Below are 15,080 nucleotides of genomic sequence, written 5' to 3' on the forward strand. Positions count from 1 at the left end.
CCATTGCCGCCTTGAGAGCCATTGCCGCCTTGAGAGCCATTGCCGCCTTGAGAGCCATTGCCGCCTTGAGAGCCATTACCGCCAGAACCGTTACCACCAGAACCGTTACCGCCAGAACCATTGCCACCAGAGCCATTGCCGCCAGAACCGTTACCGCCAGAACCATTACCGCCAGAACCGTTGTCACCAGAGCCACTGCCGCCAGAACCGTCGCCACCAGAACCATTGCCACCGGAACCGCTGCCGTCAGAGCCACTACCACCAGAACCGTTACCGCCAGAACCATTGCCACCAGAACCGTTACCGCCGGAACCGTTGTCACCAGAGCCACTGCCGCCAGAGCCGTTGCCACCAGAACCATTGCCACCGGAACCGCTGCCGTCAGAGCCACTACCACCAGAACCGTTACCGCCGGAACCATTGCCACCAGAGCCACTGCCACCAGAACCGTTACCGCCAGAACCATTGTCACCAGAACCGTTACCGCCGGAACCATTGCCACCAGAACCGTTACCGCCAGAACCATTGTCACCAGAACCAGCATCGTCCTGAGAACCGTTATTTCCTGGAGGTATATTATTATCCTTTGAGTTTCCTTCTGCAAAATGATCGCTATTTTGTACAATAGCGTTTGTTAATGGTTGGAAGTTTTCAGTTGCAGCATTACCGATATTTAAACCGCTAAAAAAAGATAAAGAGAGTGTTGATGCTAAAATGAAGATTTTCGTCATGGTTTTCCTCCTAAGAGATTAATGTTCCATCTAAAATACATCCCTTTGTAATATTTCTTAGGAAAAAGAGTTTTATGCAAAAAAAACTATATATAGAAAAAGGTGGTGTATTTGTCAAAGCAGAAAAGAGTTAATGTAGATTTCCTACAAATAGTAGAGGGGGAGAATTTACATTCATAACGGTAGAGGAAGTGGCAGCAGATGAAAGAGTATATAGCGTTTGATATTGGCGGTACGCAAATTAAGTATGGTATTGTTTCAGAAATAGGGAGAGTATTAAAGCGTCAAACAGTTGCAACAGAAATTCATTTAGGCGGAGAACAAATTATTCAAAAACTTATATATGTATCCAAAAAAATAATGAATGAACATACTATTACCGGAATCGGTATTAGCACTGCGGGAATTGTTGATATTAATAAAGGAATTGTGACGGGAGGTGCGGATCATATTCCGGGATATAGTACTATTCCTATTATTGATAGATTGCAAGAGATATTAAAAGTTCCAGTATCGATTGACAATGATGTGAATTGTGCAGCGTTTGGAGAAAAGTGGAATGGTAGTGGAAGAGAGAAAGATAACTTTATTATGCTCACCCTTGGAACAGGGGTTGGGGGAGCAATTTTTATAGATGGAAAATTGTACCGAGGACATTCATTTAGTGCTGGTGAATGGGGGAATATGTTAATAGAAGGAAAAACGTTTGAAGAGGTTGCTTCGATTTCAGGATTAATTCGACTTGTAAGCAAATATAAAGGCAAAGGCAAGTGGAATGGGAAAAGAATTTTCGAGTTGTATGATAAAGGAGATCGGGAAGTTGCTCAAGCAGTTGGGATTTTCTTTAAACATTTGGCAATCGGAATTAGTAATCTTGCTTATATTTTTAATCCAGAAACGATTATTATTGGTGGAGGAATTACCGATAGAGGAAATGAGTTTTTAAAAGAAGTAAAAGAAGAGGTCAGTAAATACTTAAATCAAGAGATTTATAATAATTGTGAGATTGAACTTGCGCAAAACGGTAATTGTGCAGGAATGATTGGTGCTATTTACCACTTCTTACATCATCATAAGTAAATTATATGAATGTTTTCATATAACTGAGAATTTATCCTTTTTATCGCTAGGTAAATAATGCTACAATATAAGAGAAGAATACAATATTTTCCGATTCGGAAAATGCTTTGTAGAAAGGGAGAAACTTCATGCCTATTATTTTAGAAAAAGGTCAAAAGATCGATTTAACGAAAGGACAACCAAAAGTAGCAAAACTACAGGTTGGCTTAGGCTGGGATCCAATTGGGCAATCAGGTGGATTTCTGTCTTCATTATTTGGAAGTAAACCAAATGTAGATTGTGATGCATCTGTTGTTATGTTAGAAGGAGATCGTTTTTTAAACAAAAATGATTTAGTTTACTTCGGAAATAAACTTTCTACTTGTGGTAGTATTATTCATTCAGGAGATAATTTAACAGGTGAAGGCGCTGGTGATGACGAAACAATTTTCGTAGAATTACATAAAGTTCCAAGCCGTATTAATCGTTTAGTATTCGTTGTAAATATTTATGACTGTGTAAATCGTCGTCAAGATTTCGGGATGATTCGTAATGCATATATTCGTATTCAAAACCCGCAAACTGGTGAAGAATTAGCACGCTATAATTTATCGGATAATTATGCTGGCAAAACAACTCTAATTGCAGGTGAAATGTATCGTCACGGAAGTGAATGGAAGTTTTCAGCAGTTGGAGAAGGCACGCAAGATAAAAACTTAAGTGAGATTGTATCACGTTATCAATAAAATAACCGAGGAGGAATTGTATATGGCATCAATTTCATTGAAAAAGGGACAAAAGGTAGACTTAACAAAAACGAATCCAGGTCTTTCGAAAGTTCTTGTAGGACTTGGTTGGGACACGAATCGTTATGACGGACAAAACGATTTTGACTTAGATGTTAGTATTTTCTTAGTAGGCGCGAATGGTAAAGTTTCAGGAGCTGAAGATTTCGTTTTCTATAATAATCCAAAAGGTGCGAATGGTGCTGTAGAGCATTTAGGAGATAACCGCACTGGTGAAGGTGAAGGCGATGACGAAGCGATTAAAGTAGATTTGAAAAATGTTCCTGCTCACATCGAACGTATTTGTTTCACAATTACAATTTATGATGGAGAAGGCCGTAGCCAAAACTTCGGACAAGTCTCTAATTCTTTCGTACGTATTCTTGATGAAGAAAAGAATGCAGAATTAATTCGTTACGATTTAGGAGAAGATTTCTCTATTGAAACAGCCGTAGTAGTAGGTGAATTATATCGTCATGCAGGTGATTGGAAATTCAATGCAATCGGAAGTGGATTCCAAGGTGGATTAGCGTCTCTATGTAATAACTTTGGTTTAGATGTAGAGTAATAGATTTGATTTATATATCCATCGGTGAAATGTATGTTTACTGATGGATATATTTTTAAAGATAAAAATATAGAGGTGAATATAGATGGTTATTCAATTACAAAAAGGCCAGAAAATCGATTTAGGTAAGACAAGCCCTGGTTTAACAAAAGCAGTAATTGGTCTTGGATGGGATATTAAATCTTATGACGGCGGAGCCGATTTCGATTTAGATGCATCTGCCTTTTTATTAGATGCAAACGGAAAATGTACGAAGGAAACTGATTTTATCTTCTATAATAATTTACAGTCTCCTTGTGGATCTGTTTTACATACAGGAGATAACCGTACAGGTGAAGGTGAAGGTGACGATGAGCAACTTGTTGTGGATTTGAAGAAAGTTCCAGCAGATGTGCACAGAATTGCTATTACAGTTACGATTTATGATGCAGAAGGCCGTAGTCAAAACTTTGGGCAAGTAGGAAATGCGTTTGTTCGTTTAGCGAATGAAGAAACGAGTGAAGAAGTTCTTCGTTTTGATTTAGGGGAAGATTTCTCCATCGAAACAGCAGTTGTCTTTTGTGAATTATACCGTCATAATGGACAGTGGAAGTTTAATGCAGTAGGAAGTGGATTCCAAGGTGGTTTAGGTGCGCTTGTAAGAGCGTATGGCTTGGATGCATAGAAAGGAAACGATATTCGTTTCCTTTTTTTGACCTTTCTATAAATCTAGCAAAGAATAGGGGATAAAGGTAAGATGAGTATTTTGCAAGGAATCCTTGATACGTATGCTCAGTTTTTCGACTTGGACATGTGGATTAAAGTGTTGCAGGATCCAGTATCTTGGGGATTAATTGGTACACTTGTTGTACTTGAAGGATTATTATCTGCTGATAACGCACTTGTGTTAGCGGTAATGGTAAAACATCTTCCGGAAGAAAAACGTAAAAAAGCATTATTCTATGGACTTATTGGAGCTTATGTGTTCCGCTTTATTGCGATTGGAATCGGAATGTTCTTAATTAAATTATGGTGGGTAAAACTTCTTGGTGCACTTTACCTTGCTTGGTTATCAGTAAAATACTTTATTGATAAGCGTAAAGATGCAAGTGAAGAAGACGAAGCTCACGGTATGAATCAAAATAGTATTCTCTTTAGAATGTTTGGTGTCTTCTGGGGAACAGTTGCGATGGTTGAATTAATGGATATCGCATTCTCTGTAGATAGCGTACTTGCTGCATTTGGTGTATCTAATGAAGTTTGGATTTTACTATTAGGCGGAATGCTAGGTATTTTAATGATGCGTGGTATTGCTGGTGTATTCTTAAAATTGTTAGAGCGTATTCCAGAGCTTGAAACGACAGCATACATTTTAATCTTAATTATTGCAGCAAAAATGTTACTGTCTTTAATCGAGATTGAGATTAGTCATACACTATTCTTTATTATTTTAGTTGTAGCATTTGGAGCAACATTTATACTTCACTACATGAAGAATTCTGGACAAGCTAGAGAAGAAGTTGCAGCTACTAAAGAAGACAATAAATAATTGAAATGGGTTTGCTCGTTTTGCGAGCGCCCATTTTTTATAACCAAAAATAGTTTATAATAGAAGAAGGACTTAGAAAAAACGTAAATGTTTTTGGAGGTGAACTGTTGTGTTTTCACGTTTTACACTTCAACCATATGCATTAAAAGATGAATCAGATTTAAAGCAATTTGAAACGCTTTTAGAAAAACGCCCACAATATGAGCTGACAGAGAATGAGATGAAATTTAGTTATATAGCATGTCGAATCCTTGGTGTTCCTAATGATGTAGATGAATATTTTAATGAACTGTTTGATTATAGTGAAGCGAAAGGAATCGAAGTTTTACACGAACAAAATTTAAACAAAGTGATTGATTCGGAAAAGCTTCGTCATATTCAAGAAGTGTTCGGATTACATCAAGAAGCACCAAATGGTCTGACAGTAAATAGGCTAGTTGCACACTTATCTGGGAAACAACTTTTACCGAAAGTAGACAATCCTGATTTACAGCATTACATACATACGACGTTTATTTCACTATTGAAATTATATGAGAAGCAACATAATCAGTCGTTAAAGACAGAAGGCTTCCGTCGTTTCTTAATCGACATAATTAAACTAAGCGAAAATTACGTAGCGAAGTGGTTCTCTACGATTAATTATAAGAAACAAATGCCGCGTATCATTTGGTACGGTGATGCACAGGAAAGCCGTATATATTTCTTATACTTTCTTATTATGCTCGGTTGTGATGTGCTTTATTATCACCCAGAAGGAAAAGATGGATTTGAAAATATTGATGAAGAGGGAAGAACTTTTGTTGTATCTCATTCAAGTCGCATTTCGCTTGAACCATTCCCTGATCGTCGCCGTGAGCGTGTTGCAACAGTAGCGTATCAAGCTTCGAAAGAAATTGAACAAGTACTTCACCACGATAATTCACTGCTGTACAAGCCGTGGCAATTCCGTTCCTATACACCTGTAGCACGTACGTTAAAAACGACATATGATGAACTCTTTTTAATTACGAAAGAAAAGGCATTTGTACGCCCAACATTCTTTGTTGAAAATAAACATATTTATATTCCTTCTTTATTTGCGAAAATATCAGGCGTTTCAAAGAATGATAAAGAATATTTTCAACGATTAAAGGCTGTTACATCATTTGATAACAGTTTACTAATTAATACATTCCCATTTACGAAAGAGCAAAAAGCAAACTTCCAATATCATTATCGAGATGCATTGGACCGAGCTGGAAAATTGCATCCTGATCTAATTATGAATAGCCATTGGTGGCCGCATAAGCGTTTACCGGAAGGTTTACAGCATGGGATTGCAGAGGCGATTATCCATACGTGCGAAAGTGAAATGTGCAAACCAATTGCGAAAGAGACGAAACAAGATGTAGCGCTATATGTTTTCGCACAACTTTCTCAAATACCACCGAATATTTTAGAACAGCTTGAGAAATTTGATTATTCACAAGATGTACCGAAAATTGTTATATTTAATAATGAGAAGAGCGGAGAATTAACTCGTTCTGACGCTGTTTTATTACTATTTTTGAATCAAATTGGAGTAGATGTATTCCATTTCAATCCAACGGGAAGAAACGATATTGAACCGTATATTGAAGCGGGGGCATTTGATTTACATTGGCTTGAAGAGGTTAATTTCGATCTTGAGTTTCATGGTTCATCAGCCTATAAAAATTTATCACAAACAATAAAAGGACTATTTCGTCCATTTTTATAAGGAAAGGGAGAATACCATATGAATAACCCAGTCGTACTAGATCCGAAAACAGAATTAAATGAACAAACAGCACAAGATGTTCGCTTACAACTTAGACAAGATGCGGATGTACAACGTATTTATAATGCGGTAGATATTAAAGATCAATTAGAATTAATTGAACTTGGAAAAGAACCTTCTATGGAAATTTCACGTTTTGCTGATCAAATTTTACATACAATGTCATTATCAAAGATAGAAGATTCTGGTGAATTATTAAAACAGCTTGGTAAAATTATGGACCGATTTGATAGTAAAGACTTTGCGGAAGAAAAAAGTGGTTTCTTCTCACGTATGTTCAAAAAAGCGGATAAAATGATAGAACAAATCTTTAGTAAATATCAAACGATGGGCCGCGAAATTGATAAAGTTTATGTGGAAATTACGAAGTACCAAGATGAGATGAAAAAATCAATTGGTACGTTAGATGGCTTGTATGAGCAAAACTTAAAATATTATTTAGACTTAGAGAAGTACGTAGTAGCAGGAGAAATGTTATTAGAGCGTTTAAATACAGAGTTAGTTCCGATGTATGAAGAGCGTGTACGTAATAATGATCAATTAGCAGGTATTGAATTAGAGTCGCTTAAAAACTCTGTTGAAATTTTAGAACAGCGTATTGACGATTTAGAAAAAGCACGTATGGTTGCGTTACTTACAGCACCACAAATTCGTATGATTCAACGTGGTAATAATAAATTAATTGGTAAAATCAATACAGCATTTATTACAACGATTCCTATCTTTAAAAATGGTATCATTCAAGCGGTAAATGCCAAGCGCCAAAAGCTTGTTGCAGATTCTATGGCTGAACTGGATCGCCGTACAAATGAATTACTTAAGAAAAATGCACAAAATATCGCAACGCAAAGTGTAGAAGTAGCGAGATTATCAGGTTCTTCTAGTATTAAGATGGAAACACTTGAGGAAACTTGGAACATTATTTCAAGAGGTATGCAAGAAACACAACAAATTGAAGAACAAAATAAACGTGAGCGTGAAGAAAGTCGCAAGCGTATGGCTACATTAACAGAGAATATCAAAAAAGAATTACAAGGATAAAGTGAAACTTTAATCAGTGGGGTTTTGTTCATCACCACCGATTATTAGCCTTCACCAATTGGACATTTATGGGCAGTTAATCCATCACCTAACTTCTTTGCTCAAACTGAATTTTGAGGTGGGAGTTTTAATGCACGGAAAATAGCAGGATAAATGAAAAGGCAATGAGGAATATTCCTCATTGCCTTTTAGTTTTTCTTCACTAATTTAATGATTTCATTCACAACAAGCGGAATGATACTTAATAAGAGAACAAATCCCCAATCTCGCATCGTTAATGCATGTACACCGAATATATTTGCAAGGGGCGGGATGGAGATGATACAAACTTGCATAAGAACACCGATAAGGAGGGAGAAGACTAAATATTTATTTGTAAAGATCCCAATTGAAAAAATCGATTTCGTTCTTGAACGCAAGTTAAATGAATGAACGAGCTGAGAAAAACTAAGAACGACAAATGCCATCGTTTGAGCATGTAATAGAGCATCGTCATCAATTCGCTCTGGGAAAAGAGGGAATAAATTTGTATCTCCAGTATAGAATTTTGCTCCGGCGATAAAAGCTATTAGCGTTAAAAGTCCAATGATAACTCCATTGAAAATCAGGAAAGGAACGCTGCCGCTAAATAAGCTTTCTTTTGCATGTCGTGGTTTTTCCTTCATCACATCTGGGTCTTCAGGATCAACCCCAAGTGATAATGCAGGCAGTGTATCTGTAATTAAATTCACCCACAAAATGTGAATAGGTCGTAGTGGTGTTGCCCAGCCGAGTAAAATGGCTAAAAATAAAGCGATAATTTCTCCGAAGTTACAAGAGAGTAGGAAGAGAATTGATTTTTTTATGTTGCGATAAATATTTCTACCTTCTTCAACGGCTTTCACGATAGATGAGAAATTATCATCTGTTAACACGACATCTGCTGCCCCTTTTGCAACGTCTGTTCCTGTAATGCCCATCGCTACGCCAACATCAGCTTGCTTTAAAGATGGTGCATCATTGACACCGTCACCAGTCATAGAAACGATATTTCCTTTCGCGCGTAATGCCTTTACAATTTTCACTTTATGCTCAGGAGAGACTCTAGCGAATACATTTAAATGATTAATTTTGCTAGCTAGTTCTGTATCAGAAACGTTATCTAATTCAGTTCCAATCATAATTTCCGATATTTCTTCAGCAATGCCAAGTTCTTTGGCAATTGCAAAGGCGGTATCTTTATGGTCACCAGTAATCATAACTGTGCGAATACCGGCTTTTTTACATTCTTTAATTGAATCTTTCACTTCAGTTCGTGGTGGATCAATCATACCGACAAGACCAATAAAGATAAGATTTTCTTCAAGATGATTTATATCCACATCGTTTGAATCGTATTGTTTAAATGCAAATGAAAGTACTCTTAAAGCTTCTTGAGACATTGATCCGGCAGCTTCTAATATTTGATTTTTATCAGAATCAGTTAAAATCTCGATTTTGCCGTTTTTAAAAATATGAGTACATCGAGGTAAGAGCTTATCAATAGCGCCTTTCGTCATGCTATAGTAACTTTCATTGTACATATGTACGGTTGACATCATTTTACGATCTGAATCAAAAGGTACTTCGTTAACACGTTCATGTATTTTTTCTAAATGATCTTTTTGCATGTTAAAAGTGGTTCCAGCAACGAGAAGTGCAATTTCAGTCGGGTCTCCCGTTTGTGATTCGTTATTGTAAGACGCATCATTACATAGCACCATATTTTCTAACAATAGACGTTGCGCATCATTATTTACATTTAAACTTTCTAAGCGATCGTATGTGTTATCACTATAAAAGTGAGTAACGGTCATTTTATTTTGCGTTAACGTACCTGTTTTATCTGAACAAATAATTGTGACAGAACCGAGGGCTTCAACAGCTGGTAGTTTCCGAATGATAACGTTTTGTTTAATCATACGTTGCACACCAATTGCAAGAACGATGGAAACGATAGCTGGCAAGCCTTCTGGAATAGCTGCGACAGCTAAACTAATAGCAGTCATAAACATTTCTAACGTATCCCGGCCTTGTAAAAAACCGATGAGAAACATAACGATACAAATAGCTACAGCAACAAAGCCTAAATATTTTCCGACTTGTGCTAAGCTTTTTTGAAGTGGTGTCATATCATCGTCTGCTTCATGTAAAAGGGTAGCAATCTTACCAATTTGTGAGTTCATTCCAGTTTCAACAGCAACACCGACGCCTCTTCCATATGTGACAAGAGTAGACATAAAGGCCATGTTTTTTTGATCGCCGAGTGGTACTTGCTCATCACTTCGCATAGAAGGGTGGTAGATTGCATCTTTATCAACAGGGACAGATTCACCAGTTAGAGCAGATTCTTCAACTTTTAAATTTGCGGTTTCAATAAGGCGTAAATCGCATGGGATATATCGTCCGGCGTCGAGCATAACGATATCCCCTGGAACGACGTGCTCAGATGGAATTTCTTTTAGTTCACCGTTTCTCTTGACGATAGCTTTAGGTGTTGCCATCTTTTTCAATGCCTCTAAAGCTTGTTCTGCTTTCGATTCTTGGACAACACCGATAACAGCATTTAAAACTACAACAAGCGCGATAATACTGGCATCCGCCCATTCACCTACAAAGGCAGAAATAAGGGCAGCAATAATAAGGACATATACGAGGACGTCATTAATTTGGGCGAAAATACGCTGCCATAAAGTACGTTTTTGTTTTGTAGCTAATTCATTAGAACCGTATTGCTTTAAACGTTCACTTACAATCGCATCTGTTAAACCGTGTTGTTCGTTTGTTTCTAGGTCAATCAATGTTTGATCTTTCGTCTTACTGTACCAATTGCTCATAAGTAAGCACCTCCAGTAAAAACAGTTAGCAATGGTAGTGTTGCTATTATTTGTGAGTAGTATGTATGGAGAAAAAATCTAAGGTGAGGTTCTACTTCTATTGTACAATATTTTACAGTTGGTTGAGGAAAAGAGAAGAGTTGTCATGAATTTGTTGGAAGTAAAAAAGAGCCTCATATAAGAGAGGCTTTTTTACTTTTTAATTAATGTACCTAATTCTTCTGTAATGGCTTGCATTTCACTAATGCTGAATGTTTCACGTTTCATAACATGATCATAAATGTCACGTAAATCTTCGTACATTTCTTCGTTAAAACTAGCAGCTCTCATCGCTCCAGCATTAACCATACGTAATTTTTCTTTAATAGCTTCGACCATATATTCAACGTTTTCTTCTGACTTTACGGATAAATCCACCGAAGTGTCCCCCTTTAAAATAACATAAGGCTATCTTAACATTTTTTATCATTTTCGTTAATGAATCTTTTCAATCCCATTAAATTAGTAGGGATTTCCTTTATATTTAATAATTGGTTGTTTATACTATAAGTATATATTAAGAAATGCACCAAGAAGGGAAGAAACAAAAATATGGTTCAAGTATTGTTTGTTTGTCTTGGGAACATTTGCCGTTCTCCGATGGCAGAAGCGATTTTTCGAAATCTTGTCGTAAAAGAGGGACTTGAAGAGAAAATTGTCATTGATTCTGCAGGAACTGGAGATTGGCACGTTGGCCATCCGCCACATAAAGGAACACAAAAAATTTTAAAAGAAAATGCAGTCACTTTTGAAGGAATTAAAGCAAGGCAAGTAGAAAAAGAAGACTTAACAAAGTTTGATTATATTATTGCCATGGACAACAAGAATATAGCAGATTTAAAAAGTTTAGGTAAAACTGGAGGCTATATTGGTAGGCTGTCCGACTTTGTTCCAGACGGTGGCTGGACAGACGTTCCTGACCCTTACTATACAGGGAATTTCCAAGAAGTATATGACCTTGTAACAGAAGGGTGTGCAAAGCTATTAGCTTTCATTCGAAATGAACAAGGAATATGAGGAAGCTTAGAAAGAAATACTTTCTAACATAAGAAATGAAAGGGTGAAGGAATATGGCAAAGAAAAATAATATTGCTCGAAACATTGCGATTGGTGTAGCTGCAGGTGTAGCTGTATCCATGTTAAAGAAAGAAAACCGCGAAAAAGTAAAAAATACAGCAGAAAAAGCAAAAACAAAGATGATTGAAATTGGTGAAAATGCAAAGATCAAAGAAAAAGTGCAAACTGTTACAGATAAAGGACGCGAACTTGCTGATTTCAATGTGGTAAAAGCGAAAGTAGCAGAAATTAAAAAATTAACGCCATCTGTTGTAGAGACGTTAAAAGAAACGAAAGAAATTTTTAGTAAGAAAAAAGTTGAGCCAGAAGAAAAGCCAGAAACGATTGAAATTCAAGCTGTATCTCCAAAGGTAGATGAGTTGAAAGTAGAAGAAGAGCCAATAGTTGCTGAAGATGGTGGTATGAAAGAAGCGCGTGAATTATTTATGAAAGACTCAAATGCAGTGGAAAAAAAAACTGAAGCGTACATTGAGTTAAAGCAAGATAAAGAAGAGAAGAAAAGCGTTTAAACATATATGAGAAAAATTTTAGAAAAGGTGAGAAGAAATCGTACTTATTCGTTTGGTAAAGATTTATATGACCGGACGATGCGCGATGATGTAGCGGGCTTGGCAGCACAGCTCGCTTATTTCTTCTTGCTTGCAATTTTTCCTGGGCTCGTTTTCTTAATTACGCTTCTTGGATTTATTCCCATTCAAACAGAGGATGTGCTTAGTTTATTAGAGATTTATGTACCAGATGATGCAATGAACTTAATTGAGGTAAATGTAGATAAAGTTGTAAACCAGCAAAATGGTGGTTTATTATCATTTGGTTTATTATCCATGTTATGGTTTGCCTCAAATGGTGTTAATGCGGTTATGAATGCTTTTAACCGCGCTTATGACGTGAAGGAAACACGTTCTTTTATTACAACAAGAGCGTTATCAATTGTGTTTACATTAGCTATTATTTTTATGATTGTCTTTGCGTTAATTGTTCCGGTATTCGGACAAGTTATTGGAGCAGCAGTGTTTAAAGCACTCGGTTTATCAGATAGTTTTTCTTTCGTATGGAGCATTACACGATTAGTAGCGAGTTTCTTCGTGCTATTTGCTTTGTTTAGTTTCTTATATACATTTGCACCAGATCGAAAGTTAAAAAGAAGAGAAGTTATTTCAGGGGCGTTATTTGCTACTGTAGGATGGATTGTGGTATCGTACTCATTTGCTTATTATGTAGATAAGTTTGCAAATTACGCCAATACATATGGTGGTCTTGGTGGTATCATTATTTTAATGTTATGGTTTTACTTAACTGGATGGGTAATTTTACTTGGCGGCGAAATTAATGGTTTACTCCATCATTATAGGACGGGTGACAATAATTCCCGTAATGAAAAGTGACTTCTTGTTCCATAATAATAAGGAACAGGGGGGATATTTCATGAGTAATAATAAAAAGAATCACAACAATAAAAATAACAATAAACAAAAGAGCAGTTCGCATCCAAAGCATAAAACGAGTAGCAGTGCGAACGGTCATAATAGCTATCACTAAAAAAAACGGGTCCTCTATGAGGGACCCGTTTTATTTGCTTCCTTTTAGTAATCGTAAGCCATTCAAAATGACAAGAATCGTACTTCCTTCATGGCCAATAACACCGAATGGAAGAGCTAAAAATTGCAAGAAGTTTGAACAAATTAGCATGGCAATAACGGCTAGCGAAAAGATTACGTTTTGCTTCACAATACGGTTCATTCGTTTTGATAAACGAATTGCTTGGGAAAGGCGAGATAGTTCGTTCTTCATCAGTACAACATCTGCAGTTTCTAAAGCTACATCTGTTCCTTCTCCCATTGCGACACCAATGCTAGCCGTAGCTAGGGCAGGTGCATCATTTATACCGTCTCCAACCATTGCTACTGTACCGTATTTTTCTTTTAACTTTTTAATCGTTTCAACTTTTGTTTCTGGTAAGCATGATGCGTAATATTCCTTTATATTACTTTCAGAGGCAATTGCTTTTGCCGTTTCTTCATTATCTCCAGTAATCATAATTGCTTCGACACCAATGCTTTGTAAATCACGAATAGCAGCTATTGTTTCTTGGCGAAGCGTATCTTTTAAAGCGATAAGTCCAAGAATGCCTCCCTCATCACTAATATAAACGACAGTTTTACCTTCCTTTTCAAGTGAGGCAGAAATACCATTATGAAATGTTTTTGTTTCTTCACCGATAAAATCAGCTTTACCTATTTTATAAGCGTTGTTTTCGAATATTCCTTTTATCCCAAAACCAGTTACATCTTCAACCTTTTCTGGTTTTTTTAATGTAATGTCGTACGCATGTTGTGCATATTTAACAATAGATTCAGCCAAAGGATGTGTAGAGTGACTTTCAATTGATGCTGTAATAGAAAGTACTTCTTTTTCTGTCATATTTTCTCGAACATATACATCTGTTACGGTAGGTTTACCTTCCGTTAATGTACCTGTTTTATCAAAGGCGATTGCTTTTACTGAAGCGAGACGTTCTAAATGTATGCCACCTTTAAAGAGAATCCCATTTCTTGCTCCGTTAGAAATGGCTGATAACGTCGCTGGTGTAATGGCAGCAACGAGTGCACAAGGAGATGCGACTACAAGTAAGATCATAGCGCGATAAAACGTTTCATTCCAGCTCCAGTCAAGTAAGAAATGAGGAACGAACATCATAAGCGCAACAACGAGTAGTACACCTTTTACGTATGTTCCTTCAAACTTTTCGATGAATAGTTGTGATGGTGATTTTTCACTTTGTGCACTTTGGACGAGACGGATAATCTTTTGGAATAATGTTTGATCGCTCGGCTTCGTAATTTTAACTTCGATAGCACCACGTAAATTTACAGTACCTGCAAATACTTCATCGCCATATCTTTTCTCATTTGGAATAGGTTCTCCCGTGATTGCTGCTTCGTCGATATTTGTTTCACCGTTATGAATCGTACCGTCAGCAGGAACACGTTCACCTGGTTTAATTAAAATAATGTCGTTAATTTGTAACTCTCCAACAGGAATACGTTCCTCTGTTCCGTTGGAAATGCGTAATGCTTCTTCGGGTTGTAAGTCAAGAAGAGCGGAAATTTCTTTTTGGCTCTTACTTAATGTATAAGATTCCATAGCACCGCTGAGCGCAAAGATGAAGATTAAAATAGCCCCTTCTGCCCAGTAGCCAATAATTGCAGCACCGATAGCTGCAAAGAGCATTAGCATTTCAACATTTAGCTCTTTTTCTTCAATCGTATCTTCAATGCCTTCTTTAGCTTTTGCATATCCACCAACTATATAAGCAAGGATATAGCAAGTAATACCTACATTTATTGCATCGTTCTTTGTGAATAGCCAGCCAGCTAAAATAAAAATACCAGATGCCACTGCAAATACAAGTTCATAATGTTTTTTTAATGCGTCCCATAAAGAGGGATGAGAAATTGTTTCTTTTGCGTGTAACGTTTTTACTTCTGAGTTCATTACTACTCGCTCCTTCCGAATTCTTATTGAGAAAAATAATCAAAATCGAAACCCCTATAAAACGACGAAAGCTGCCATCCATAATGGATAGCAGCATTTCT

14 protein-coding genes are annotated in these 15,080 nt (G+C 36.8%); 10 read left to right on the forward strand and 4 right to left on the reverse strand.

Translation table 11 applies throughout. The annotated features are described in order from the left end of the window. On the reverse strand, positions 1-731 hold a 731-nt coding region (locus ACS2QP_RS22895), incomplete at its 3' end, for a cell wall anchor protein (RefSeq protein WP_438882893.1). A 201-nt stretch (positions 732-932) separates the two neighbouring features. On the opposite strand from ACS2QP_RS22895, the gene ACS2QP_RS22900 reads away from it, so the two are divergent. The 7 genes from ACS2QP_RS22900 (at position 933) to ACS2QP_RS22930 (ending at position 7,513) form a co-directional block, all read left to right on the forward strand. Beyond that, on the forward strand, positions 933-1,811 hold the full coding sequence (locus ACS2QP_RS22900) for an ROK family protein (RefSeq protein ID WP_332284959.1): 879 nt from the start codon (positions 933-935) through the stop codon (positions 1,809-1,811). A gap of 128 nt (positions 1,812-1,939) precedes the next feature. Further along, the gene (locus ACS2QP_RS22905; protein WP_001121586.1) at positions 1,940-2,536 is read left to right on the forward strand and encodes a TerD family protein; all 597 of its coding nucleotides are present in this window, start codon (positions 1,940-1,942) and stop codon (positions 2,534-2,536) included. 22 nt (positions 2,537-2,558) lie between these two features. Next, positions 2,559-3,143, forward strand: a complete 585-nt coding sequence (locus ACS2QP_RS22910; protein ID WP_000146726.1) for a TerD family protein — start codon at positions 2,559-2,561, stop codon at positions 3,141-3,143. Between the two features lie 85 nt (positions 3,144-3,228). Continuing rightward, positions 3,229-3,807, forward strand: a complete 579-nt coding sequence (locus ACS2QP_RS22915; RefSeq protein WP_000236643.1) for a TerD family protein — start codon at positions 3,229-3,231, stop codon at positions 3,805-3,807. 72 nt (positions 3,808-3,879) lie between these two features. Then, complete coding sequence (locus tag ACS2QP_RS22920) at positions 3,880-4,671, forward strand: TerC family protein (protein ID WP_332284958.1); 792 nt, start codon at positions 3,880-3,882, stop codon at positions 4,669-4,671. A 109-nt stretch (positions 4,672-4,780) separates the two neighbouring features. Continuing rightward, positions 4,781-6,412, forward strand: coding sequence for a YceG family protein (locus ACS2QP_RS22925; RefSeq protein ID WP_332284957.1), 1,632 nt, complete (start codon positions 4,781-4,783; stop codon positions 6,410-6,412). An 18-nt stretch (positions 6,413-6,430) separates the two neighbouring features. Continuing rightward, complete coding sequence (locus ACS2QP_RS22930; protein WP_001064409.1) at positions 6,431-7,513, forward strand: toxic anion resistance protein; 1,083 nt, start codon at positions 6,431-6,433, stop codon at positions 7,511-7,513. Between the two features lie 188 nt (positions 7,514-7,701). Here ACS2QP_RS22930 and ACS2QP_RS22935 read toward each other — a convergent pair whose 3' ends face one another. Together ACS2QP_RS22935 and ACS2QP_RS22940 are read right to left on the reverse strand one after the other, a co-directional pair. Continuing rightward, entirely contained in the window at positions 7,702-10,368 is a 2,667-nt protein-coding gene (locus ACS2QP_RS22935; RefSeq protein ID WP_326235368.1) for a cation-translocating P-type ATPase, read from the reverse strand. Between the two features lie 192 nt (positions 10,369-10,560). Further along, the gene (locus ACS2QP_RS22940) at positions 10,561-10,785 is read right to left on the reverse strand and encodes a DUF1128 domain-containing protein (RefSeq protein WP_000366196.1); all 225 of its coding nucleotides are present in this window, start codon (positions 10,783-10,785) and stop codon (positions 10,561-10,563) included. A 174-nt stretch (positions 10,786-10,959) separates the two neighbouring features. Between ACS2QP_RS22940 and ACS2QP_RS22945 the strand changes: the two genes are divergently transcribed. From ACS2QP_RS22945 to ACS2QP_RS22955, 3 genes are read left to right on the forward strand one after another with little or no spacing between them, the layout of a single operon-like run. Further along, positions 10,960-11,424 carry a low molecular weight protein-tyrosine-phosphatase gene (locus tag ACS2QP_RS22945; RefSeq protein WP_000250916.1) on the forward strand — a complete coding sequence of 155 codons (465 nt, stop codon included), beginning with the start codon at positions 10,960-10,962 and terminating at the stop codon, positions 11,422-11,424. Between the two features lie 53 nt (positions 11,425-11,477). Beyond that, complete coding sequence (locus ACS2QP_RS22950) at positions 11,478-11,993, forward strand: DUF4075 domain-containing protein (RefSeq protein ID WP_001085389.1); 516 nt, start codon at positions 11,478-11,480, stop codon at positions 11,991-11,993. A 6-nt stretch (positions 11,994-11,999) separates the two neighbouring features. Further along, on the forward strand, positions 12,000-12,869 hold the full coding sequence (locus ACS2QP_RS22955; protein WP_326235369.1) for a YihY/virulence factor BrkB family protein: 870 nt from the start codon (positions 12,000-12,002) through the stop codon (positions 12,867-12,869). 184 nt (positions 12,870-13,053) lie between these two features. Here ACS2QP_RS22955 and ACS2QP_RS22960 read toward each other — a convergent pair whose 3' ends face one another. Next, the gene (locus tag ACS2QP_RS22960) at positions 13,054-14,979 is read right to left on the reverse strand and encodes a heavy metal translocating P-type ATPase (protein WP_332284953.1); all 1,926 of its coding nucleotides are present in this window, start codon (positions 14,977-14,979) and stop codon (positions 13,054-13,056) included. Positions 14,980-15,080: the final 101 nt, after the last annotated feature.

The sequence above is a fragment of the Bacillus cereus group sp. Bce019 genome (genome assembly GCF_051781745.1).
GTDB lineage: Bacteria > Bacillota > Bacilli > Bacillales > Bacillaceae_G > Bacillus_A > Bacillus_A cereus.

Excerpts from the sequence above, each read along its gene's own strand:
- ACS2QP_RS22910 (WP_000146726.1), top strand. The coding sequence starts at position 2,559 with ATGGCATCAATTTCATTGAAAAAGGGACAAAAGGTAGACTTAACAAAA.
- ACS2QP_RS22950 (WP_001085389.1), top strand. The coding sequence starts at position 11,478 with ATGGCAAAGAAAAATAATATTGCTCGAAACATTGCGATTGGTGTAGCT.
- ACS2QP_RS22930 (WP_001064409.1), top strand. The coding sequence starts at position 6,431 with ATGAATAACCCAGTCGTACTAGATCCGAAAACAGAATTAAATGAACAA.
- ACS2QP_RS22905 (WP_001121586.1), top strand. The coding sequence starts at position 1,940 with ATGCCTATTATTTTAGAAAAAGGTCAAAAGATCGATTTAACGAAAGGA.
- ACS2QP_RS22900 (WP_332284959.1), top strand. The coding sequence starts at position 933 with ATGAAAGAGTATATAGCGTTTGATATTGGCGGTACGCAAATTAAGTAT.
- ACS2QP_RS22915 (WP_000236643.1), top strand. The coding sequence starts at position 3,229 with ATGGTTATTCAATTACAAAAAGGCCAGAAAATCGATTTAGGTAAGACA.
- ACS2QP_RS22945 (WP_000250916.1), top strand. The coding sequence starts at position 10,960 with ATGGTTCAAGTATTGTTTGTTTGTCTTGGGAACATTTGCCGTTCTCCG.
- ACS2QP_RS22960 (WP_332284953.1), bottom strand. The coding sequence starts at position 14,979 with ATGAACTCAGAAGTAAAAACGTTACACGCAAAAGAAACAATTTCTCAT.
- ACS2QP_RS22920 (WP_332284958.1), top strand. The coding sequence starts at position 3,880 with ATGAGTATTTTGCAAGGAATCCTTGATACGTATGCTCAGTTTTTCGAC.
- ACS2QP_RS22935 (WP_326235368.1), bottom strand. The coding sequence starts at position 10,368 with ATGAGCAATTGGTACAGTAAGACGAAAGATCAAACATTGATTGACCTA.
- ACS2QP_RS22955 (WP_326235369.1), top strand. The coding sequence starts at position 12,000 with ATGAGAAAAATTTTAGAAAAGGTGAGAAGAAATCGTACTTATTCGTTT.